This window comes from Sphingomonas sp. PP-CC-3A-396 (genome assembly GCF_004343105.1).
In the GTDB taxonomy this organism is placed as follows: Bacteria; Pseudomonadota; Alphaproteobacteria; order Sphingomonadales; family Sphingomonadaceae; genus Sphingomonas.
In genome coordinates this window covers 1-22,733 of record NZ_SLYF01000012.1, presented here as the reverse complement: position 1 = coordinate 22,733, position 22,733 = coordinate 1, and the positions used below count along the sequence as shown (strand labels likewise).

General features: G+C 62.0%; 22 protein-coding genes and 1 pseudogene. 11 read left to right on the top strand and 12 right to left on the bottom strand.

Annotation, left to right across the window (positions count from 1 at the left end; genetic code table 11):
- The first annotated feature begins 148 nt into the window (after positions 1-148).
- Positions 149-703 carry a hypothetical protein gene (locus C8J40_RS18865; RefSeq protein ID WP_132898327.1) on the top strand — a complete coding sequence of 185 codons (555 nt, stop codon included), beginning with the start codon at positions 149-151 and terminating at the stop codon, positions 701-703.
- Between the two features lie 61 nt (positions 704-764).
- Here the strand turns inward: C8J40_RS18865 and C8J40_RS18860 are convergent.
- Both C8J40_RS18860 and C8J40_RS18855 read right to left on the bottom strand, forming a co-directional pair.
- Positions 765-1,791: pseudogene (locus C8J40_RS18860) on the bottom strand (IS110 family transposase).
- 118 nt (positions 1,792-1,909) lie between these two features.
- Positions 1,910-2,560: a TetR/AcrR family transcriptional regulator gene (locus tag C8J40_RS18855; protein WP_132898326.1), complete on the bottom strand. Its 651-nt coding sequence runs from the start codon at positions 2,558-2,560 to the stop codon at positions 1,910-1,912.
- A 63-nt stretch (positions 2,561-2,623) separates the two neighbouring features.
- On the opposite strand from C8J40_RS18855, the gene C8J40_RS18850 reads away from it, so the two are divergent.
- On the top strand, positions 2,624-3,784 hold the full coding sequence (locus C8J40_RS18850; protein WP_132898325.1) for an FAD-dependent monooxygenase: 1,161 nt from the start codon (positions 2,624-2,626) through the stop codon (positions 3,782-3,784).
- Positions 3,785-3,932: 148 nt separating this feature from the next.
- On the opposite strand, the gene C8J40_RS18845 is transcribed toward C8J40_RS18850, so the two are convergent.
- On the bottom strand, positions 3,933-5,636 hold the full coding sequence (locus C8J40_RS18845; protein ID WP_243693500.1) for an ABC transporter ATP-binding protein: 1,704 nt from the start codon (positions 5,634-5,636) through the stop codon (positions 3,933-3,935).
- A 462-nt stretch (positions 5,637-6,098) separates the two neighbouring features.
- On the bottom strand, positions 6,099-6,692 hold the full coding sequence (locus C8J40_RS18840) for a TetR/AcrR family transcriptional regulator (protein ID WP_132898324.1): 594 nt from the start codon (positions 6,690-6,692) through the stop codon (positions 6,099-6,101).
- A gap of 138 nt (positions 6,693-6,830) precedes the next feature.
- Here C8J40_RS18840 and C8J40_RS18835 point away from each other — a divergent pair, with 138 nt between their 5' ends.
- The 3 genes from C8J40_RS18835 (at position 6,831) to C8J40_RS18825 (ending at position 9,434) form a co-directional block, all read left to right on the top strand.
- A complete protein-coding gene (locus C8J40_RS18835) occupies positions 6,831-7,853 on the top strand; it encodes an LLM class flavin-dependent oxidoreductase (protein ID WP_132898323.1) in 1,023 nt (340 codons plus the stop codon).
- A gap of 53 nt (positions 7,854-7,906) precedes the next feature.
- Positions 7,907-8,623: a nitroreductase gene (locus tag C8J40_RS18830; protein ID WP_132898322.1), complete on the top strand. Its 717-nt coding sequence runs from the start codon at positions 7,907-7,909 to the stop codon at positions 8,621-8,623.
- Positions 8,624-8,690: 67 nt separating this feature from the next.
- Positions 8,691-9,434 (top strand): NAD(P)-binding domain-containing protein, encoded by a 744-nt coding sequence (locus C8J40_RS18825; protein ID WP_132898321.1) that lies wholly within the window; start codon positions 8,691-8,693, stop codon positions 9,432-9,434.
- On the opposite strand, the gene C8J40_RS18820 is transcribed toward C8J40_RS18825, so the two are convergent.
- Positions 9,425-10,354, bottom strand: coding sequence for a LysR family transcriptional regulator (locus C8J40_RS18820; protein ID WP_132898320.1), 930 nt, complete (start codon positions 10,352-10,354; stop codon positions 9,425-9,427). The two genes, C8J40_RS18825 and C8J40_RS18820, sit on opposite strands and share 10 nt — an antisense overlap.
- Before the next feature lie 161 nt (positions 10,355-10,515).
- On the opposite strand from C8J40_RS18820, the gene dctA reads away from it, so the two are divergent.
- The 4 genes from dctA to C8J40_RS20945 all read left to right on the top strand — a co-directional run bounded on the left by dctA (position 10,516) and on the right by C8J40_RS20945 (position 14,620).
- Positions 10,516-11,832 (top strand): C4-dicarboxylate transporter DctA, encoded by a 1,317-nt coding sequence (gene dctA / locus C8J40_RS18815; protein WP_132898319.1) that lies wholly within the window; start codon positions 10,516-10,518, stop codon positions 11,830-11,832.
- Positions 11,833-11,863: 31 nt separating this feature from the next.
- Positions 11,864-13,027 (top strand): mandelate racemase/muconate lactonizing enzyme family protein, encoded by a 1,164-nt coding sequence (locus C8J40_RS18810; RefSeq protein ID WP_132898318.1) that lies wholly within the window; start codon positions 11,864-11,866, stop codon positions 13,025-13,027.
- Between the two features lie 316 nt (positions 13,028-13,343).
- Entirely contained in the window at positions 13,344-14,240 is an 897-nt protein-coding gene (locus C8J40_RS20835) for an alginate export family protein (RefSeq protein WP_243693499.1), read from the top strand.
- Positions 14,126-14,620 carry an alginate export family protein gene (locus C8J40_RS20945; RefSeq protein WP_277982672.1) on the top strand — a complete coding sequence of 165 codons (495 nt, stop codon included), beginning with the start codon at positions 14,126-14,128 and terminating at the stop codon, positions 14,618-14,620. The genes C8J40_RS20835 and C8J40_RS20945 overlap by 115 nt, the downstream gene beginning before the upstream one ends.
- Positions 14,621-14,763: 143 nt before the next feature.
- Here the strand turns inward: C8J40_RS20945 and C8J40_RS18800 are convergent, their stop codons facing one another.
- From C8J40_RS18800 to C8J40_RS18780, 5 genes are all read right to left on the bottom strand, one after another.
- Entirely contained in the window at positions 14,764-15,081 is a 318-nt protein-coding gene (locus C8J40_RS18800) for a M13-type metalloendopeptidase (RefSeq protein ID WP_243693498.1), read from the bottom strand.
- A gap of 139 nt (positions 15,082-15,220) precedes the next feature.
- A complete protein-coding gene (locus tag C8J40_RS20830; protein WP_243693497.1) occupies positions 15,221-15,637 on the bottom strand; it encodes a hypothetical protein in 417 nt (138 codons plus the stop codon).
- A gap of 35 nt (positions 15,638-15,672) precedes the next feature.
- Entirely contained in the window at positions 15,673-17,223 is a 1,551-nt protein-coding gene (locus tag C8J40_RS18790; protein WP_243693496.1) for a L,D-transpeptidase family protein, read from the bottom strand.
- A 491-nt stretch (positions 17,224-17,714) separates the two neighbouring features.
- Positions 17,715-17,993 (bottom strand): hypothetical protein, encoded by a 279-nt coding sequence (locus C8J40_RS18785; protein ID WP_132898316.1) that lies wholly within the window; start codon positions 17,991-17,993, stop codon positions 17,715-17,717.
- A gap of 185 nt (positions 17,994-18,178) precedes the next feature.
- Positions 18,179-20,599 (bottom strand): TonB-dependent receptor, encoded by a 2,421-nt coding sequence (locus C8J40_RS18780; RefSeq protein ID WP_132898315.1) that lies wholly within the window; start codon positions 20,597-20,599, stop codon positions 18,179-18,181.
- A gap of 82 nt (positions 20,600-20,681) precedes the next feature.
- Between C8J40_RS18780 and C8J40_RS18775 the strand changes: the two genes are divergently transcribed.
- Positions 20,682-21,218: a homogentisate 1,2-dioxygenase gene (locus tag C8J40_RS18775; RefSeq protein ID WP_243693495.1), complete on the top strand. Its 537-nt coding sequence runs from the start codon at positions 20,682-20,684 to the stop codon at positions 21,216-21,218.
- Between the two features lie 97 nt (positions 21,219-21,315).
- On the top strand, positions 21,316-21,657 hold the full coding sequence (locus tag C8J40_RS18770; RefSeq protein ID WP_132898314.1) for a hypothetical protein: 342 nt from the start codon (positions 21,316-21,318) through the stop codon (positions 21,655-21,657).
- Between the two features lie 140 nt (positions 21,658-21,797).
- Here C8J40_RS18770 and C8J40_RS18765 read toward each other — a convergent pair whose 3' ends face one another.
- Together C8J40_RS18765 and C8J40_RS18760 are read right to left on the bottom strand one after the other, a co-directional pair.
- On the bottom strand, positions 21,798-22,160 hold the full coding sequence (locus tag C8J40_RS18765; protein WP_243693494.1) for a LysR family transcriptional regulator: 363 nt from the start codon (positions 22,158-22,160) through the stop codon (positions 21,798-21,800).
- Positions 22,161-22,217: 57 nt separating this feature from the next.
- Positions 22,218-22,424 (bottom strand): TOBE domain-containing protein, encoded by a 207-nt coding sequence (locus C8J40_RS18760; RefSeq protein ID WP_132898313.1) that lies wholly within the window; start codon positions 22,422-22,424, stop codon positions 22,218-22,220.
- Positions 22,425-22,733: the final 309 nt, after the last annotated feature.

The following is a 22,733-nucleotide window of genomic DNA, read 5'->3' as shown; positions in this document are numbered from 1 at the left end:
ATGTTTGGCATCGATCTGCAAAAATTCGTGAGCGCACGCTTTTTAGTAAATTTAATTAATATAATGTAAAATTGGAATCGAGATAAATCGATTAACACATAACATGAAGAGGGCGTTCAACTAATATGTCGAGATCCGGGATATATTAATGCCGGCCATAGACGCATATCGATATAAAATCGGATTTGTTCCCTCGAAAACCATGCAGGCGCAGAAGGCTGCACCTTATATGTTGGATCCGATTTCGGTAACCTCTGCGATCCGTTTGAGAGCAATCGATCCATCATTAGACACGCTACACAGATATATGCGCCACTTCGCCAAAGGCCGTTGTGGGCTTTCCCAATTGACCATCCTTTTAGAAGAAGCAGCAGCCCGCAATTTCGGCTATTGCTACCCGCCGTCCCGAAAGCGGTCCGTCCGCTTTCCTGCCCAATCACGACGTTCGCGAGTGGATAGCCGGGCTTCAAAATCGGTTATTCGCAAAGATGAACCAGCGTCCGTGTGTGGACGCCCCGCTGGATACAAGGGGTTTTTGAGAGATTTGTTCGCGCAGGTTCAGGTGCTTCCGTGTGTCCGGCCTGTTGATGCAGCCATCATCACGGCTGCTGGCCTGTATGGAGATCGCGGATCGGGTCCAGACCGAAGTTGCGCGCTCGAGGCGCTCGGACACATCCCTGGTTTTCCCAATCCCGTCTTCTGACCGTTGCGCCATACCTCTCTACTGACCTTCCTTGCGTCCCTGACGCCTCAGGCCTTGACGGTTACACCGCCGCGGCCGGAGTTCTGTAGGACCCGCCATGCGCCATCAGCGCCCAGACGGTCCTTGCCATCTTGTTGGCCAACGCCGCCGTGATCAGCATGCGCGGCTTGCGAGCCAGCATGCCGGCCAGCCATGCGCCGGCTTTATCGGGGTCACGCGCCGCAACCTTCGTAACCGAACTTGCGCCGATAATAAGAAGCCTCCGCAAGCTACGCTCGTCCATCTTTGTTGTGCGCCCCGGCCGCTCCTTGCCGCCGCTAGAGTGCTGTCGGGGTACGAGGCCAAGCCAGGCTGCAAAATCACGCCCGCGTCGGAACGTGCTGGCAGCAGGCGCTAGCGCCACAAGCGCAGTCGCGATCACCGGCCCCACCCCCGGAATGGTCATCAGCCGCTTCGCCACGGGGTCAGTCTTGGCCCGGTGCGCGATTTCGCGATCCAGAAAGAGCGATCTGCGACTGAAGCGCTTGAAGGCTTTGAGTGATAACTGTCAGCACCGGCCGCGCCACAGGTGGTATATCGGATGCAGGATCGGCAACAAGCTCGACGAGCTTTCCGACATGCCCGACACCCTGCCGAACGATGTAGCCGAATTCGGTGAGGTGGCCTCGTAGGGCGTTGATCAGCTGCGTGCGCTGGCGCACGAGCAGATCGCGCGTACGGAAGATTACTCCGGAGGCCTGTGCTTCGGCGCTCTTACCCTGCACGAACCGCATCGTCGGGCGCTGCGCCGCCTCGCAAATCGCTTCGGCATCGGCCATGTCGTTCTTCTGCCGCTTCACGAACGGTTTTACGTAGGCCGGTGGAATGAGCCGCGTGTCGTGACCTACTGCGGCGATCTCGCGAGCTCAGTAATGGGCGCTCGCACAGGCCTCCATTGCCACTACGCATCGTGGCAAAGTCGAGAAGAATGACAGAACCTGATCACGCCGAAGCTTTTTGCGAAAGATGACAGCACCGGTCGGATCCGAGCCGTGAACCTGGAAAACCGACTTGGCCAGATCGATGCCGACTGTGCTAACCTCACCCATGGACGCCTCCTCCGTGGTGTTTTCAACACCTCCACTATGGCACATCAATGCCGTCAGGGGGCGTCCACCCCAACGAAGTTGGGAAGCTGGGAAGGGGGCGGGGACGTCCGATTGTGGGTCAAGAACCTGCGGCGTAAGGTGTATCATACAGGGCAGCATGCGTACCGCGCACTCCTCGGTCGACCAAGGCCAGGAAAGTGCCCTTCGCTGCATCAAGGTCGCCCGTTTCGCTCATTTCGGCATGCGACTGTACGAATGCAGTGCTCCACGCCGATGTAATGAGCGCGGCAGCGAGGTAGGCATCGGCATCATTGCTGGGGCGATCTACAGCTTCCGCCAAAGCAACGGCCAGAGCGCGGATAAAGTCGTCCCGCATCTGCCGTGCGCGAGCTTTCAGCGCCTCGCTTGCCTGTGCCGTCTCGACAAAGGCCTGGGTATCCGCAAATAGCGGGAACGCCGGTTCACGTTGGTCGGCAATGCGATGGGCGAGCGTGCCAAGGGCCCCGATTGGCGACGTGCCGGGTGAGCGCGATCTGATGGCCTCGAAAGCGACATCATGGGCCTCCTGCTCGCGGTCGAAGAACATGTCTTCCTTTCGCGGGAAGTGATTGAAGACCGTCATGCGTCCGACATCGGCCGCCTCCGCGATCTCGTCGATCGTTACCCGGTCAAAGCCACGTTCCATGAACAGGCGCGTGGCGGCATCGGATATCGCCTGCCGGGTCACGAGCCTCTTGCGCGTTCGACGGTCTAGGGTCGGTCCAGTCATGGCTTGAACATCAATATATACTCAGTATAGATATGTAGCGTATCCAATACTGAGGCCGTTCCTATGCACTCGTCAACCGTCACGCTAGCTGCGATCAAAGCAGGCCACAAATCGGCGCTCGTCAGTGGTGCGAGCTTTGCCGGCCTCGCTACTGCCTACTGGTTGAACCGGCTCGGGCACAGCGTCACTATCGTCGAAACGGCATCTGAACTGCGGCGGGGCGGCACGCCCGTCGATATCGAAGGAGAGACGATCGAAATTCTGGGTCGCATGGGACTTGCAGATGCGGTGCGCACGAAGGCGCTGCCCCCGCGTGGCTTTGAGTTCAAGGACGCGGATGACGCCACCTTGGGTTCGATCGGTATCGGCAACGAACAAGAGGCGCACGAACGATACGAGATTCACCGTGATGATCTGTTGGATATCCTTTCTGCCGCGGTGAAGGACGAAGTCGAAATCCTGTTCGGCCAATCGATCGTCGAACTCGATGAGGGCAGAGACGGCGTGTCGGTGAGCTTGAGCAACGGCGACCGGCGCGACTATGCTTTGGTCTTCGGGTGCGACGGCAACCGGTCCAACACGCGCAAGCTCGTTTTTGGCGAGGGCGAGCAATTCGCCTACTTCATGGGCGGCTATTTCTTTCTGAAGGTGGTGCCGCACATCGGGTTGCTTCCCGCCAACATGTCACAAGTTTACAGCGTGCCTGGGCGTATGGCGATGCTGAACGGCTATGAGGATCGAACCGACATCGGCTTCGGTTTTCGGACGATCGGTGAGATCGATTATAACTACCGCAATCGCGCGCAACAACGCCGCCTTATTCACGACCAGTTTGATGGTTTGGGATGGAAAGTGCCGGCAATGCTCGACAGCGTGGACGGGGACGACGACTTCTATTTCGACCGGATCAATCAGATCAGGATGCCCTGCTGGTCGCACGGTCGTGTGACTTTAGTCGGCGACGCAGGCTACTGCGTGTCGCCGCTTGCAGGATTTGGCGGCTCGATGGCGATCATCGGCGCGGGCCGGCTAGCGGACGCGCTCGAGCGGTATCCCGACGATCACGGTGCGGCCTTTCGCCACTACGAAAACGAACTGCGGCCATTCGTCGAAGAGGTTCAGGAGCGCGCTGCTACTAACGGCTTGGCCATGATGTTTCCTGCCGACGAGACCGAGCTTGCGGAGCGCGATCGCAAGCTCTTGGCGGGTGAGATGGACATGTAGGCGTTGCCGCCCGGTAATCAGACGGCAACGGCACCAGACGCTCGCACGGGACGCAGTTGCTTACCGCTGGGTTCAGGATGCTGCACATTTCTGGCCCCATAATCCCATGCGTTGCTCTCTCGGGAGGACGACGCTGAGTCCCCGCGGATCATCGATAGCCCGCGGCCTGAAGCTCAAACAGTTCGGCATAGCGGCCCCCGGCAGCAAGCAGATCGTCATGAGTACCCGACGCCTCAACTTTTCCGTCGCTGAGTACGAGTATGCGGTCCGCCATGCGCACGCTCGAGAAGCGGTGCGAGATCAGCACCGCCGAGCGTCCTGCGCTCAGTTCCCGGAAGCGCTGGAACACCTCGTACTCGGCGCGCGCATCCAGTGCGGCCGTGGGTTCGTCGAGGATCAGGACCTGAGCATCGCGCATGTAGGCGCGAGCGATCGCCATCTTCTGCCATTCGCCACCGGACAGGTCGACACCGTTCCGGAACCGTTTGCCGATCATCTGGTCGTAACCGTCGGGCAGTTTGGCGACGACGCCGTCGGCGAGCGCCGCCGACGCTGCCGCCTCGATCCGCCCGCGATCGCCACGCGCCTCGATGCGACCGACCGCGATGTTGTCCGCGGCAGGCAGGTTGTAGCGCACGAAATCCTGGAAGATCACGCCGATCGCGGCGCGCAGGCCGTCGAGATCGTATTCGCGCAAGTCGCGTCCATCGAGCAGGACACGGCCCTCTACCGGATCGTACAGTCGGGCCAGCAGCTTCACGAGCGTGGTCTTGCCTGCGCCGTTCTCGCCGACCAGTGCGACCACCTCGCCTGATCCCAACGTGAAGGACAGGTGTCGCACCGCCCATCGCTCGGCGCCCGGATAGCGGAAGCCAACATCCTCGAAGACAAAGCCTTGGCGAACGGGATCGGGGAACGACAGCGCTCCCTCGGGCGAGCGGATGCCGGGCTCGGTCCGAAAGAAGGAGAACAGGTCGTCGATGTACAATGCTTGGCCGGCGGTCGACGAGAACCCGGTGAGCAGTCCTTCCAGCAACCCGCGGAGCCGCAGGAACGAGGCCGCGAGGAAGGTAAGGTCGCCGATCGAGATCGATCCGGTGACCGCGCGCCAGGCGATGTAGGCGTAGGCGGCGTAATAGGCGATCGTGCCAAGAGCCGCGAACCCCGAGCCCCAAACCGCCCGGCTCAGCGCCAACCGTCGGCTCGCGCTGTAGGTTTCGCGTGAGATGGTGCGATAGCGGTCGATCAGGAAAGGGCTGAGGCCGAAGATCTTAACTTCTTTGGCCGTGTCCGCGCTGGCGGCGACCTGGCGGACGTAATCCAGTTCGCGCCGCTGCGGCGTGCGCATGTAGCTGAGCGCATAGCTCAGCGCGTTGAAGTGCGCTTCGCCGAGGAACGAGGGCACCAGGGCGACGGCCAGCAGCACGATCAGCCACGGCGCGTAAACGACCAGGCCCGCGGCGAAGGTCACGACCGTGACGATGTCCTGGGCCTGGCCGAATAGCTGCCCCATCAGCGACATGCGGCCGCTGGCCTGCATGCGCGCGCGATCCATCCGGTCCTGGAAGGCGGCGTCCTCGAAGTCGGCGAGATCCAGGGTGGCAGCGTGCTCCATCAGCCTTACGCTGGCGTCGTTGCTGACACGATCGGAAAGGAGCCCGTCGACGAGCGATACGATCCGACCAAGGAGGTCGGAAGCGACCGCCAAGGCGAACTCGGCCAGCAGCAGTGCCTCCAGCCGATCGAGCAGGCCGGAGCCCAGCCATCCCGTGAGTCCAGCCGGACGGTCCGTCAAATGGGTAAGGTGCACGACCTCGTCGATGATGACCTTGCCCACGAACAGCGTCGCCACAGGCAGAAGCGCTCGCACCAGCCGCACGGCGACCGTCGTGGCGGTAAGACTCCGGCTGCTACCCCATACCATGGCGAGGAAGGGCGGTAGATTGCGCAGGGCGCCCAGCCGCTCGCGCCACGTGGTAGGACGGCCGGGTACGCCGCCGCGCCCTTGTCTCACGCCGTCTGCCACTCAGCTGCTCCGAGGTGACAGGCTGTCGCCCGTTTCGGACCTGAGTGCTGGAGGTGGTGAGGTCAGCTGCATGCCCCCCGATACACACTCGGTGGTATCAGGGGTACTCGCGGTTTCGCCTCAACGTTACCAGCCGGGATGTCGGGTTGAGCTGTGGTCGCAGTTGGCGGATGAATGAGTGTCTGGAGTTGGGAAACGGGGAAGGGCGCACGAATGGCGGACTATGGGGCTCGTGGAAAGGCGGGCACTTCTCTGCCGTGAGCTAGGACGTAGCCCTTCAGGCGTCGTTTAGCGTCGCCCTCGTACCGAAACGGTCCATCCATTTCGCAACAGGTTCCGCAGGACATTTCGCGTTTCTGGATGCGTGGTTGATCGTCCGCTTGCCCACGCTATCGCTAGAGCTCCAAGGAAAATATCCTGACCTGAGAAGTCCGGTTGAGCAAAGCCATCGGTCTGCGCACCCCGTAAAAATCGATCGGTGATTTCGATGAGGTTTGCGCAGGTCGGTCTAAGAGGGGAGGTCGTGGTTGACCAAGCGTCCCGCAACGGCTCAGAAAGACCGTCATAGGCAAGCATCCAGTCGCCCAGGGCGTCGATCCATCGCTGAAGCTTATGACCGCTATGACCGTCCTCCTGGTCTATCGCGGCCCTTTCCCGCATCAATTTGTCATGATGCGGGGCCAGCAGGGCAACGAGAAGGGCATCCTTGTTGGGGAAGTTGCGGTAGAGCGTCGCAGAGCCGACACCTGCCTGTCTCGCGATCGCATCCATCGATACATCGATGCCTTCGGTATCGAACGCCTGACCCGCAACGACCAGAATATGCGCGCGATTTTCCTGAGCGTCCTTGCGAGGCGTGCGAGCGGTCGATGATGGCGCCACAAAATTCTTTCTTGATAAACGGGGATGCTCCCCATATCTGACCTGTAAGCGGGGAGTGTCCCCATTAATAGACTTCGGTGTCTGGGAACAGACATCATTCGTCGTGGGGAGCAACGCGACATCACTACGTCCAAACAGATGCTGATCGGCATGGTCTTCGGGAACGGCTACGGCTCTCAGGCGGGGGCGTGGCGCATGCCGGGCGTCGATCCCACTGGCTTTACCAACTTCGATACTATGGTGCGCTACGCGCAGCTTGCCGAGCACGGCAAATTCCAGTTCCTGTTCATGCCCGACTTTCCGGCGCTGAGAGCCGACATCGCCACCGATGCTCAGCAGCAAGGCGCCTGGTTGCACGATCAGGCGTCGGGGCGTTTCGCCGATCTGGCCAAGATCAAGCCGATCAATCTGCGTGGCCGCCACCTTGCGACCAGCGGACCGCTGCCTCTGCCCCCGTCCGAACAGGGGCAGCCAGTGATCTTCCAGGCCGGTGGAGGCGATCAAGGGCTGGAGGTTGCGGGACGGTATGCAAGTGGCGTGATCGGGGCCGTCTTCACGATGGAAGACGCCCGAGCGCAGCGGATGGCGCTACGCGATGCGGCCAAACGCGCCGGTCGCGATCCGGACGAGATCAAGTTCTTCGCCGGCCTGATGACGACGATCGCGCCGGACCGGCGTGCGGCGCTCGACCGTCGGATCGCCATGTCGGGTTTCAGCTTCGAGCCACGGGTCGGCTATCTCGGGCAGATGCTCGGATTGGCGCTCGATCCGGCGCAGCTCGGCGAGCCGCTGACGAAAGCGCAGCTCGCCGCCGCGCGTCCGTCGCGACAAGACCCGCGCTCGACGTACGCGCTCAAGGTAGCAAGCGAAGGCTGGTCGTTGCGCGACGTGCTGGCGCACGGCGTCATCGACTATCACCCGATGATCGTCGGGCCAGCGGTGGAAGCAGCCGATTATATGCAGACCTGGTTCGAAGCGGGGGCGGCAGACGGTTTCTGGCTATGCCCCGACGTCTATGAGGACGGTCTGCCCCCGCTCGTCGAGGAACTGGCGCCGATCCTGCGGGAGCGCGGCCTGTTCCACCGGGACTATCAGGGCGCCACACTGCGCGATCATCTCGGCGTGCCCGCGCAATATGGCCGGGATCCCCGTCTCCAGTAGCTGTCGGCCTCAAAAACTCCGGCTCCGTTCCATCAAAATCAACGAGGTACCCCGTGACCAATACGTTAAGCGTTTCCGACAACGGCACATTGCCGGGCGGCACGCTGTCTTTCCAAGAGACGGCACGCACGCGTCGTTCCTATCGCGGGTTTCTCGACAAGGTCGTTCCCGACGACGTTCTCGACGCAGTTCTGCAGGACGCGCAGTGTGCCCCGTCGAACTGCAACACGCAGCCTTGGGACGTGCATATCGTCCGTGGTGCGAAACTGGCCGAGCTTTCGCGGATACTGCATGAGAAGAACGATGCGGCGGACTTTTCGCCCGATTTCTCGTTCGACATGGGCGCCTTCTATGGCTGCTACGGCGAGCGCAAGAACGCGCAGGGCAAGGCCTATTACGAGGCGATGAACGTCATGCGCGAGGACAAGGAGGGGCGGCGTTGTGCGGCCGCGCTCAACCTTTCGTTCTTCGGCGCACCGCAGGTCGCGCTGCTGTTCATGCCGTCCTTTGGTGACAACGTGCGAACAGCCGGCGACATCGGCATGTATGGCCAGACATTCCTGCTGTCGCTCGCGGCCAGAGGGTTGGGCGGTATCCCACAGACGTCACTAGGTTTCTACGCAGGTACGATCCGTGAGGTTCTCGGCATCCCCGCGGAGATGAAGATGCTGTTCGGCATATCGTTCGGCTATCCCGACGAAACGGCGCCGGGAAACCGGATGCGGATGGACCGCGTACCAGTCGCCGACAGCGTCCATTTCCACGATTAACTGACCGCGATTGCCAAGGCGTCGCTGTCACGCCAGCTAAGCTCACATACCATTGGGAAGGATCACCATGAAGATCGGCATTATCGGCGCGGGAAACATTGGCGCTACGCTTGCGCGGAAATTCGTCGCGGCGGGACACACGGTGAAGCTCGCTGGGTCGAAAGGGCCGGAAGCCGTTCGCGATAAGGCAGCGGAGGTCGGCGCTGTCCCGGTCGTTGCCAAGGACGCGGTCAAGGATGTCGCTGTGATCATCCTTTCGATCCCGTTTGCGAAGATACCCGATGTCGCCGGTGTTTTTGTCGATGTACCCGCCGACACGGTCGTGATCGACACGTCCAACTATTATCCGATGCGCGACGGCAACATCGCAGACGTCGACGGCGGCAAGCCGGAGAGCGTCTGGGTCAGCGAGCACCTCGGCCGGCCGGTGATAAAGGCGTTCAACGCAGTTCTTGCCGAGACGCTGGCGAATGGCGGTACGCCTAGCGGAACGGCTCATCGGATTGCCATTCCCGTTGCGGCCGATGATGCTCATGCCATGGCTGTGGCGCGCGGTCTGGTGGACGAGACAGGTTTCGATGCGCTGGATGCTGGCGACCTTGCGCACTCCTGGCACCAGCAGCCGGGAGCGCCAGCCTATTGCACCGAGCTGACTTTGCCCGAGCTTCAGGTCGCATTGTCTGCTGCGGACAAGGCAAGAGCGCCGGTCGATCGCGACGCTTTGATCAAGGGCTTCATGGAGGCGAAGGCTCCACTCAGCCATGATCAGATCGTAGCCCGAAACCGTGAGGTCACTGCGGCTCAGGGATGATGGGGGAGAGGGGGGCGGTGCAGCCCCCCCTTCGAACCGGCAGGTTCGCAGGCTGATGCCCACAGCGCCTCGGACACCTTCGACAACGATATAGCCGGCCGGACGAGAGCGATCGCAATCTTGGTCGAATACACGTCATCGGCAGCCAGCACGACCTTGCCCGATCCGAGCGCCGACTGCGCCAGCGAGAGCGGCACCCAGGCAACACCGCGCCCGTCGATCGCCATCGATAGCAGCGCGGCTGCAAGCCGCGATTGCAGCACCATTTCGAGGCGGGGGGCGAGGCTACGGGCCTCCCAATCCGCCTTCAGGATTCCGCCCAGGCCGGATTCTGAACTGTAGGCCAGGTACGGCACCTCGGGGGAGTCCAGTGTCCATCGTGGCGCGCCGGTATCGTCGGGCTGGCACAGCGGCACGAGCAGATCCTCGCCCACCTCGACGCGGAGGAAATCCGGCGTGTCGAGCGACGTCGGCAGGAGCGGATGATGATGCGAGAGCAGGAAGGAGGCTTCCCCGCGCTGCATGATCCGCTCGCACGCCTGCATGCTGTCGGACTTCAAGTTGATCGGCTCGTGCGGCGCGTGCTCGACGATCCAGTGCGGAAAGAACGTGAACGATAGAGCGTGGGTTGCGGCGACGGTGAGGACCGACGCCGCCTGATCCACGACTTCCATCGCTGCGGCCCGAGCGCGATACAGGTCGCGTACTGATACCTGGATATAACCCCGGAACATTTCGCCGGCAGGGCTGAGCGTGGTGCCCGCCGTCGTGCGCGTGAACAGGGCAGCGCCGACCCATTGCTCCAGCGATCGGATTCGCCGGCCGAAAGCGGGCTGCGTGATGTTGCGACGCTGTGCCGCGCGCGAGAAATTACGCTCTTCGGCAAGGGTCAGAAAATCTTCCAGCCAGTCCAGTTGCATGGCTCTTCCTCGCTACGGCCTCGTCCAGCACCGCAGCGTCACTTATGCCGATACGGCATAAGGCGCAACCGTATCGGCATTTGATCCTGATACTCGCACGGTCGAGAAGGCAGGCACAAAATAAGAAAGAGCAGTTTTAGCGAGAGAGCCTGAGAGAAGCCATGGTGCGACGCCTTCTAGGCCAGTTATACATTCAGGTACTGATCGGCATCGCAGTCGGTGCGCTGATCGGAATCGTCTTCCCTGACATTGCCGTCTCGCTTCAGCCGCTTGCCGACGCCTTCATCAAGCTCATCAAGATGCTGCTCGCGCCGATCATCTTCGGCACCGTGGTGCTCGGCATCGCGAAGATGGGCAACGTCAAGGAAGTCGGCCGCATCGGCGTCCGCGCACTGATCTATTTCGAGATCGTCTCGACGCTCGCGCTGGTGATCGGCCTGGTGGTCGTCAACGTGATGAAGCCGGGCGTCGGCATGAACATCGACGTCTCGACGCTCGACGCCAGCGGCATCGCCAAATATCAGCCGACAGCCGGCGAGCAGCACGGCATCATTGATTTCTTCCTGAACATCATCCCCAAGACAATGGCGGATGCCTTCGCACAGGGCGCGATGCTGCAGATCATCCTGATCGCCGTGCTCATGGGCTACGCGCTGGTCTCGATCGGCAAGCGCGGTGAGCCGCTGATGGCGGTGATCGAGTCGCTGTTGCAGACGCTGTTCCGCATCGTCGGCATGGTCATGAAGCTGGCGCCGATCGGCGCGGGGGCGGGCGTCGCCTACACCATCGGCAAGCATGGCCTCGGCTCGCTCTGGGGACTCGGTCACCTGATGCTCGCGGTGTATCTCACTTCGATCATCTTCGTCGTGTTCGTGATCGGCAGCGTCGCGCGCTGGGCCGGTTTTCCGCTCCTGCAATTCTTCCGCTACTTCAAGGACGAGCTACTCGTCACTTTTGCTACCTGCTCGACGGAAGCGGTGTTGCCGCGGATGATGACGAAGCTGGAACAGCTCGGCGTTGCCAAGACGGTGGTAGGACTAGTCTTGCCGACCGGCTACACCTTCAACGCCGACGGCACCTGCATCTACCTGACGATGGCGGCGATCTTCATCGCTCAGGCGACGAATACGCCGCTGACGCTGTGGCACCAGATCGTCATCCTCGGCGTGCTGCTGCTGACCTCGAAGGGGTCGGCGGGCGTTGCGGGCGGTGGCTTCGTCACGCTGGCGGCTACGCTGTCCACCTTCCCCGACATCCCGGCAGCGGGGCTCGTCCTGCTACTCGGCGTCGACCGTTTCATGAACGAAGCGCGCGCCGTCACCAATCTCATCGGCAACGGCGTCGCCACGATCGCGATCGCGAAATGGGAGGGCGCGCTCGATGCCGAGACGGTGCGGACCGTGATCGCGGAGCAGAAGGGCGAGGTGCCACGCAGCATCACCCTTCATCCCGCCGGCCCCACCGAAACCCATTCCTGACCACAAACAATCATCGATCAAAGGAGCAATCATGCGTATCATCGACGTCTGCGAGATTACCCAGCCGATCTCGTCCCCCATCCGCAACGCCTATATCGACTTCAGCAAGATGACCGCGAGCCTGGTCGCGGTCGTCACCGACGTCGTTCGCGACGGCAAGCGGGTCGTCGGCTACGGGTTCAATTCCAACGGTCGCTATGGCCAAGGCGGACTGATCCGTGAGCGCTTCCGCGATCGGATTCTCGAAGCGGCACCGGAAAGCCTGCTCGACGACGGGCGCGACAATCTCGATCCCCACAAGATCTGGGCGGCGATGATGACCAATGAAAAGCCCGGCGGCCACGGCGAGCGCTCGGTCGCGGTCGGGACGCTCGACATGGCGATCTGGGATGCGGTCGCGAAGATCGAGGGCAAGCCGCTGTTCCGCATGCTCGCTGAGCGCCACGACCGCGAGGCCGATCCGCGCGTGTTCGTCTATGCAGCGGGCGGCTATTACTACCCCGGCAAGGACAACAGCGCGCTGTGCGCCGAGATGCGCGGCTATCTGGATCGCGGCTACAACGTCGTGAAGATGAAGATCGGTGGCGCATCGATCGAGGAAGACCGTGGCCGCATCGAAGCCGTGCTGAACGAGATCGGTTCGGAAGCGCAGCTCGCAGTTGACGCCAATGGCCGCTTCGACCTCGAGACCGGCATCGCCTACGCCAAGATGCTCCGTGAATACCCGCTGTTCTGGTACGAGGAAATCGGCGATCCGCTCGATTACTCGCTGCAGGCGGCGATCTCGGAATATTACCCTGGCCCGATGGCAACGGGCGAGAACCTGTTCTCGCATCAGGACGCGCGTAACCTGCTGCGCCATGGCGGTATGCGCCCCGATCGCGACTGGCTGCAGTTCGACTGCGCGCTGTCCTACGGGCTGGTCGAGTATCTGCGGACGCTGGAGGTGTTGAAGCAGTTCGGCTGGTCACCATCGCGTTGCGTTCCCCACGGCGGACACCAGATGTCGTTGAACATCGCTGCTGGCCTGGGGCTTGGTGGCAATGAGAGTTATCCGGACCTGTTTCAGCCCTATGGCGGGTTCCCGGACGGCGTGAAGGTGATCGACGGCCACATCACCATGCCCGAACTTCCCGGCATCGGCTTCGAGGGCAAGTCCGACCTTATCAAGGTGATGCGCGAACTCGCGGAATGACACCGATCGGCAGGGTGGCATGAAGCCGCCCTGCCGATCCCTCCAGCATACATATGACCGGCTTGGCATCGACCGGTCGGCGGAGAGGTACGGCATGAACCGGCTATCGCTACTGCATGGCTGCGGCCTTGCGATCGTAGGCTTGAGTGTTACGCACCACGCTACCGCTCAAGAGCGGCCTCCGTCTCAGGACAAGGCGCAGAACACGCAGGTGCCAGCTGCACCAGTCGCGACACCCTATCCCGACGCAGCCGCCGGCGACGGGAACACGCAGCAGGGTTACAATCCGCTACGGTGGGCTGAAGACTGGCGTAGCATGTGTGACCCAGCCAAGCGCGACGACATTTTCGACCGCCTGAAATACATCCCCATAGGCTCGGACGACGTGTACCTGACGCTGTCCGGCGAACTGCGCACGCGCGTAAACTATTTCTCCAATCCGCAAGGCCGGAAGTCCGAGCATCAGCGCCAGGACAGCTATCGCATCTTCGTCGGCACCGACCTCCACATCGGCGAGCATTTCCGTGCATACGGCGAACTCGCGCGCGGGCCGATGGACGGCAAGAACATCGGTTCGCCATCGGGCACGCTTTCGAACGATCTGCTGGTCCAGCAAGCCTTCGTCGATGGCACGTGGCAGGTCGGGCAAGTCGACGTCGGCGCCCGCGTCGGCCGGCAGGTCTTCATCGACGGCTCGAACCTGCTGCTGGCGAACCGCGACAACAACACGGTGCAGACCAGCCTGACCGGCGTGCGGGCTTGGGCGCGCGGATCGACGCTGCGAGCGGACGTGTTCGATCTCTACTACACGACCTACGGCAACGGCGGCATCGGCGACGACCCGATCGACTGGGGCCGCCGGTTCAGCGGCGTCACGGCGGGCATCGTCCTTCCGAAGCATCTGTTCGGAGGTTCGAAGCTGTATCTCGATCCGTTCGTCTGGCGTCTGCGCAACCGGGAAGCGACATGGGGAACCGAGACCGCGCGCGAAGAGCGGATCTATGCCGGCGCGCATCTCTGGGGTGAGGCGGGGCCGGTCACGATCGACTGGACCGCCAACCATCAGGGCGGCAGCTATGGCAGCCGCGATCTCGATGCGTGGCAGGTCCTGCTGGCCGGCACGTATCGCCTCGGCAAGGCCAACACCGCGCCGCGCCTCGGCCTCCACTTCGACTATGCGACGGGGGAGGCGCCGATGGGCAGGGCAAGCTGAAGACCGCCTTCGCGCCCTACGGCAACAACATCTACTACAGCTATCAGGGCTATCTGACCCCGACCAACCTCATCGCCATCGCGCCCAGCCTGACCGTCTCGCCTGCCAAGACGGTCCGCGTGACGGGCGAGTACCAGTTCACCTGGCGCGAGAGGACGAGCGATGCCGTCTACCGATCGAACGGGACGCCCTTTGCTGACACGGCCGGCACTGGTGGTCGACGCACTGTCGACGTCGCACGGCTGCAAACGATCTGGACTGTCAGTCCTCGCCTGTCGTTGACCGGCCGGCTGGAACACGCTTTCGCCAAAAGTGGGCTGGAGACTGCGGGTTACCGGGACTCGTCTTACGCAGCTCTATGGGCAAGTTTGCGATTTTGAGCGGCCTCGGGACGCGCGTCTCAAACCGCTTCAAAGCACATTAACGAACGGCCGAAGTTGGGGGCCGGAAAGGGCGATCTGAATGTCCACAAGTGGGTTTTCGCGCGGATGAGTAGCGCTGGCGGACGAATAGGGGCAGCAAGTCACCTCAATCCTGAACTCCCCATTTGCCGCCCGGCGTAGATATCTGGCGGATGACACTGTAGCCAGATCCGTACGCGGTCGGCCGGCGCGAGATACTGCCTCTGGCTAGCATCGATCCTCCACCCGGCGTACCAAGCATCCACGTTGCGTAGCGGGTTCACCGCGTGGATCTGGCCCCGCGAGTGCGGGGAGCTGACCAGTTGCTGTCGGAGCGACTCGTTCCGCAACAGCGTCAGCCAAACCTGTCCCCAACCAAGGAAGAAGCGCCAAGCGCCGGTGAAGTCGCCACGTTCGGGGGCAGCCTTTCGATCATGCATGGTGCATCGGAGGACTACAGCTGCCAACAGCCCTGGAGCTTACTTCAAGACGCAAGAAGGGCATCCGAGTCGCCTCGAATGCCCTAATTTTGCAAGCCGCTTGGGAGCAACCTGCCTGCAGCTCTAAGCGCTCAGTCGCTTAGATGCCATTCGAAAGATTGGTATCCGGATCGTTGGTGCGCATGTCTTCCGCCTGATTCTGGCCTGTGGCGCGCACTGCGTCGGCCTTGTTCTCCAGGCTCGCTTCAGCTGCTTCGTTGCCCGTGGCGTCGGCCGCGTCTTCGAGGTTATCGGCGACGGCTTCAGTGTTCGACTCGATCTTATCGGCCGCCTGCTCGCGCGGGCTGGAATTGCAGGCTGCGAGCGAGAGCAGACCGGTAACGACGGCGACAGCAAAAACTTTCTTCATGATCAACCCTTTTTGTGGTGCGGTACGGATACACGACGGCGGTTGGAATTCAACGCCGATCCGCTTGGTGGGGTATGGCTGCCCAGCGGCCAGCAACGCTTTGTCTAAGCGATCCCTCAATAGGCAGGAACCAATGGCCAAACCCATGCGCTCGCGTTCGCGGGCAAGGGGAAGGGTTGTGACTAAGGGCCGATGTCGATCGCCTGCGCTTCCGCCCGGCGCGCCGACGACTTGGCAAAACCCAGTTGCTCAGCGATTGGATCGTTCCATCCGTACGGGTCGGTGCGGAAGGCTATCGCCCCGTCGGCGCCGACATAGACATTGTGATAGAGCAGCCGGACCGGAATACGACGCGGCAACGGCACGAAGGTCATCTCGCCCGTCGCCTGCGCGGCCTGCCAGGCGTCCGCGACGCCCTCGTCCTCGGCGAGCATCTGCGCGAAGCCGAGCGCGTCCTCGACGCGGACGCAGCCATGGCTGAGATGGCGCTGGCTGCGCTCGAACAGGGCTGGTGCCGAGGTGTCGTGCAGGTAGATCGCCTGGTTGTTGGCCATGTCGAACTTAATGAGGCCGAGCGCATTGTCGGGCCCCGGCTGCTGGACGATCCATCCGTCACGCAGCACCATGTTGTGCGCCTGCAGATACGCGTCGTCGACATTCGCCATTTCGCCGTTCTGGATCGATTTCGGCACGGTCCAGGTCGGATTGGCGACCAGCCTGAAGATCGGCGATGCGAGCGCCGGGGTCTCGTGCCCGGGTTCTCCGACCACGACCTTTCGCTCGTCCGCCACCGTGCCGTCGCGGTAATAGCGCAACTGTGACGCCGCGGTGTTGACGTCGATCCGCGTGGCCGGTGGCGTGCGTTCGAGCCAGCGCCGGCGCTCCAGCGCTACGCCCAACGCCCGGGCGCGATCGCCGGCGCCAAGGTTGAGCACCTTCAGCGTCTCGGGGCCGACGACGCCGTCGGCGGCAATCCCGTAATCGGTTTGCAACCCTTTCAGCGCGTCCGCCAGCGCTTGCGTGTAGAGCGCCGACATGGGGGAAGGCGCGAGTTGCAACGGCTCGGTCGCTAAACCGGAGGGTGCCAGATAGCCGCTTTGCGTCAGCTGATCGGCGATGGCCGCTACCCGCGGGTTTCGATCGCCGACGCGGATCAGGCCACCGGTGATCGGCTGGGCTGGTCCGGCCGCGGCCGCAGCCTGACTGAAGCGGAGATAGGCGTCGGACAAAGCCCGGTATTCTGCGTCCTGCGGTGCCAGCGACGCCAGCCACTCGGTGAGTTTACCGGTCGCAAGGGCGACGCCGAGGCCGGCCGTTACGTCGGTTTTCGGCCGCGGCAGGGTATAGACTTCGTGCAACGAGGCAGGATCGATGTGTCCTCTTGCCAACGCTTCGGCATAGGACAGGGCGGCGCGCGACCGCGCTACGTCGGCGACGGCGGGGCTTGCATCCATTGCGTCCGCGGCGGCGAAGGCCAGGTGGTCGAGACCGTGCCGGCCGCGGTCGGCGAGCGCGGACTGGAATGCCGTGATGCTCTGTTTGGACCACAAAGCTCGCCATTTCGACTTGGCGTACAACGTCCGAAGTCTGGGGTCCGTCACTTCGGCCTTGTCGATCGCAATCGCGATGGGGTCTGGACGGGTTACGGCGTCGATCGGAACGATCTGAGCGTGCGCCGCTCCGTGGGTAAGCAGGATCAGCAGCGGGACCGTGGATTGGTACAATGTCTTCAAGCGCATCCCGATCTAACGAGCCAGTCGGCAATGTGGACCAGCACAACGGCCGGTCGCAGCAGAAATGTGCCGTTTGGCGTGCTATCGCTGGTCTAAAATCGATCGCCGTCGCTACTCTTGAAGGCGTCGGCCTGGCCTGTTTCACTCGCAGATCGCGCTGTGGCGTCGGCCATGCGCAACGCCCGTCAATCACCCTCGAAAGTCAGCGCCTCGTCGGTGCGCGCCGCGGCGTATTTCATCTGACGGTGCGCAATTGGGCCGACTATAGCGGGGGTACGCATCGCCAGGCTCTCGAGGGTCGTCCCAATTCCCGCCATCAATACGGCCCCATCGGCAACGGTTTGCCTACATGAACAAACGGGCGAAGTTGGGGAACGACAAGCCGACCCCCAGCGTCCGGCTATGGGTCGGCGCGAACGTCGACTGACCCGGTAATCATAGGATCCGCCTACCGCTATGGCGAAGCCGTGCGATACCCCCAAAATGGGCAATCACCGTTTGGTACTCTTGATGTCTGTAATTTCGTTGTTCGAAAGACCCGCGCCTTCCTCGTGCAGGAAGTGCAAGAGTTCGCCAAATTCTTTCGGTCCAAACGTTAGGGCAAGGCCATCCATACGAATGGATATGGCTTTCTGCCTATCTGTGGACAGACCGGCGATAATTTCAACGCAGTCTTCCAGCGTTCCTTGTCCGAGCGCGTCTGAGGTCACGTCACCAGACGCATCGACCGAATAAATCGTCGCCGGCTCACTCAAGGGGTATGTCGTCATCGCGTTTCCTGACCAGTCGGTGTCGATAGGAGAACGCGCTGGGGTTCATATCGGGCGCACTGACACTCGCCGTCACAGCCTTCTGATACCTGACAGTCGTCTAGTGGCAAAGCCGCAAGCGAACCTGAACAAGTGTCGGGTCTTGGGGCGTGACTCAGGGGGCTTCAATGTCGCTTTATGGGTCTTTACGGATGTGCGCGGAACGTCACTCCGATCGTGCGCGGGTCGCTTGGCGTAGCGAGAATCAGGCCTGAGTTTCCGGCCTGGATCGTGACGTTCTGAATATAGTCCCGATCGAACAGGTTGCGTGCGAACACTGCCAGCTCCCAGCCCTTACTGCTGCGATAGCCGACGCTGCCGTTGACGACTGTGTAGCTGCCGATCGTCGTGAAGCGCGAACCGGTCGGATCGCCGAACTGCTTGCTGCGGTAGTTGGCATCGGCATGTGCGAACACGCTTCCACCCAGGGTTTCCACAGGAACACGGTAGTCGCCGCCCACGGTCGAGGACCATTTCGGAAGGCCGGGTAGTCCCGTGCCGCTCAGATTGCAGGTTGCGGCTGTGTTGCCGATTAGCTCGATAGGGCACGGCCCGGTCGGGTAGCTGTCATACTTGCCGTCGGCGTAAGCGACCGATGCGAAGAGCGACAGGTCGCCTGTGACGGCCGCAACGGCGTCGGCCTCCACGCCCTTCGACGTCACCTTTGGAATGTTGGAGAGATACGTGCGCAGCGCTGCTGCGGCGCGGGTGTCGCTGACGTTGGTCTGGAAGTCGGTGACGCGGGTATAAAAGGCATCGATGTTGAAGGTCAGGCGATTGTCGAACAGCAGGGTCTTGAGGCCTACCTCATAAGCCGTGTTCTTTTCGGGCCGCACGACGGCCGTACCGACTGCCGGCAAGTTCTGATCGTTGAGCGGTAGCCCCGACATATTGATGCCGCCCGACTTCTCGCCGCGGGCATAGCTCGCGTAGCCGAGTACGTTGTCGGTCGCCTGCCAGGCGATGTTGGCGCGACCGGTCAGCGCACCGTCATTGACCTTTGCGGCGTAGGTCTGGCCGCGCAGGATGCCGAGCCGTGCGTTGATCAGCGCAGTGCTGGTAGTGGCCGGACCGCCAAAGACGAACGTGTCGTAGGTGCCGGTCTTATGCTCGTAGGTGTAGCGCAGACCACCGGTCAGGGTCAGGCGATCAACCGGCCGCCAATTGACCTCGCCGAACGCGGCATAGCTGTTCGACTGGAAATCGGTGCGACCATCGGTGCCGTAGCCGTCGAGAAGGTTCGCAGGAACCGGCGTGACGACCTGATTGGGCGCAGTGCCGGTGGTGACGGAGGTGCCGATCAAATAGCGCGCGGCTGACGGGCCGTAGATCGAGATCGGCCGTCCCTCGACGCGCTGGCGGAAGAAATACAGCCCGCCGACGTAGCTTAGGGCGTGATCGCCGTTCGAGGCGAGGCGCAGTTCTTGGCTGTACTGATCCTGGCGCGACGGGATGTGCTGTTCGATCTGGATCGGAATGCCGGTATAGTCGCGGTCGTTGGCCGCATCCCAGTTCCAGAAACGCCACGCACTGACCGACGTCAGCGTCGCGCCGCCAATGTTCCAGTCGGCGATCGCGGCGACACCCCCCTCGTTGGTATCGACGCCGAGTTGCGCGTCAATGTCGGTCACGCGGTCATAGGGGTTGGTGCTGGGCGGGGTGTAGTTGAACTGCGCGGCAAGGCCGGTCGGCCCGGCAAACTGCCGCGTTGCCGTGCGCGGCACGTCACGCGTGGCGACGCGGTAATAAACCTGCGTGCAGCAGTTGCTCTGGAAACTGGTGAAGTCGGCGCTGAGCTTCACCTGTAACATCTCGGACGGCTTGAACAGCAACTGGGCGCGCACGGCCTGGTTGCCGATCTGGTTCTGATCCCGGCCGGTGCGGATATTGTCGATCACCCCGTCACGGCGTGTGGAGACGCCTGATATACGGAAGGCGAGCGTATCGGTGATGGGACCCGACGCAGAAGCCTTGGCCTGGACGAAGTTGAAGCTGCCGACGGTGATTTCCTCGGTCGCCTCAGGTGTGAAGGTTGGTGCGCGCGTCGTGATGTTGATCGCGCCCGCCGTGCTGTTCTTGCCGAACAACGTGCCCTGAGGACCGCGCAGGATTTCCACCTGACCGATGTCGCTGAAATCGAACGCGGCGGTCGCCGGCCGCGCGTGATAGACCTGATCAACGTAAAAGCCGACGCCCGGCTCCAGGCCGTCATTGGCCTGGCTGACCGCGACGACACTGCTGCCCAAGCCCCGGATCGTGAAGGCGGTGTTGCGAGGGTTCGCCGAGTTGTAATTGAGCGACGGCACTAGCTGCGACAGTTGCTGCGTATTCACCGTGTAGGACCGGTCCAGCAGTTCGCCACCAACGACCGACAGCGAACCGGGAATGCGCTGCGCATCCTCGGCACGGCGACGTGCCGTTACTGTAATTTCGGGCAGGCCGACTTGACCACCATCGCCACTGGCGTCGGTCGCAGCAGCCGCATCTACAGCCGGGACCGAGCGATCCTGCGCATAGGCAGAAGTGGTAAGCGCAATGAGGCTGGCGGCGCAAAGCAGGTGACGCATCGGAAGTTCCCCTTGTCATCCAACACCCTGCTATTACGGGCTATGCCGGATCTATATCCGGCCATATACAGGCCTATCTCGATTGGAGAAGACCTTGCCGGCTATAATCCTGATCCCGCTGCTCTTTCTTGCCGCCAGCCCGCAGGCGACGCCGGAGATGGATCACGCGCCCGACGCCTGCCCGGCGAAGGCGGTGCCGCTACCGGCGGAGCTTGAGGGTTGGACACGCAGGCGGCCTGTTCGCGCCGGAGCGAGGGTCAAGGCGGCTACAACACTTCCGCTCGGCGCCGGCATTACGGCCATGCTATTGCCGATGCCGGCCGTTACCTATGCTGTCCGACCGGAGAAGCCCGGCACACCCGCCAACAGCGGCGGGATGTTCGCCTTCAACGTGCCTGCCTCCGGGCGCTACCGCGTCGCGCTGGGAGCTGCCGCGTGGATCGACGTCCTAAGTGGCTCATCGCCAGCGACATCCGTGGCACACAGCCACGGGCCTGATTGCACGGGCATTCGCAAGATGGTCGACTTCGATCTGAAGCCTGGGCGTTACCTTTTGCAGGTGGCTGGTAACGCTTCTCCGACACTTTCACTGATGATCGTGCGCGTGCCCTCCACCTGACGTCGGTGCCTCGACCGGCTTGCAGAATGAACTTTAGCCTTATGCTAATAACTATATCCGTCTGAATATAGATGTGCACTTCAGAACGGACGTGGTCATGAAAATCAGGATCGACATGACGGGCATGCGCTTTGGTCGGCTCATTGGCATCTGCTTCGCGCACAAAAGCCGGAGCGGGCACGCGCATTGGCTGTTCCAGTGCGATTGCGGGACTGAGCTTGTAGCAGCGGGAGGTAACGTCCGATCAGGACGCACGGCGAGCTGTGGTTGCCTGCACCGCGAAATCTGCGCCGCCCGCCTCACTCAACATGGGCACCGTGCACAACACCGCCATGACGCCACGTATCGCGCCTGGCAGCGCATGAAGACGGAGAATGAAGCAGGCGTAATTTCGCCGGCATGGTCCGATGATTATGCCCGCTTCCTCGCCGATATGTGAGAGCGTCCTGCCGACACGATGCTATCGAGAACCCACATATCGAAACCGTTTGGTCCCGCCAATTGTCGATGGATGCCGGTGGCTTCTCGTTCAGCCCGGGCAACGCATGGGTGGACGACACGCCGTGACGCGCCGCGGGCTCAACTTTCCGGCTTGAGCGCGTCGACTAGCCAGTCGAAGTCTGCTCCCTTGGCAGCGGCGACCATGCGCGCTTCAATGTCGCGGTAGCTGGCAAGCATTTGCTCACCAAACGCTGTCAGCTGCGCGCCGCCAGCCTTTCCTCCCCCAACGCGGGTTTCGACGACCGGCTGGGTCCAGGCATGGTTGAGACTGTCGACGAGCAGCCAGATACGTCGGTAGCTCATCCTTAAATCGCGTCCCGCGGCTGAAATAGAGCCGGTACGACCGATGGCATCAAGAACGAGCGCCTTGCCCGGTCCTATCGCCGGCTCCGTGCCTCTCAGAAACTGAACGTTGACCTTCAATGGTCCATCAATAGCCAAGCTGGCATCTCCTGCGAAAACCGCGACAATGGTCCAGCGTCAGTTCTGAGGGCAATGTCATTTTCCTATCAGGACGTCGCTTGCCTTGATGAGCACCGTCACTTGATCGCCTTCGCTGAGCGCCAGGTCGGAGACGGCCTCCTCGGTGATATTCGCGGTGATGATCATACCGTTGCCGATATCGACCTTGACTGAGCCATTGACGGCACCGGGCTGGATGCTGGCGATGCGGCCTGAGAGTTGATTGCGGGCGCTGATCTTCATGGGATATCCTCAACAATGATGGGGTTGAGCGGTAGCTTTACGACTACGACCCAAATCCAGCCATTCCCATTTCTCGATCGTTTTTTGAGAAGGTTATGGGTGCCGGCATCACCGCCAGCTTCGACATGAATGAATGACCGAAGTTAGGTTGCCGAAGACAGGTCGCGAGTGTCCGCCACTGGGTCTGGCCGGAAGCTGTAGGGCAGGGTGTCTTCGCCCACAATCGGACGTTGGGGATGGCGATCCGGGCTCCCGACAACGGCCATTCGTTAAGCGCGATCTTTCCAGTTTCCCCGGCTCCAACGGCCC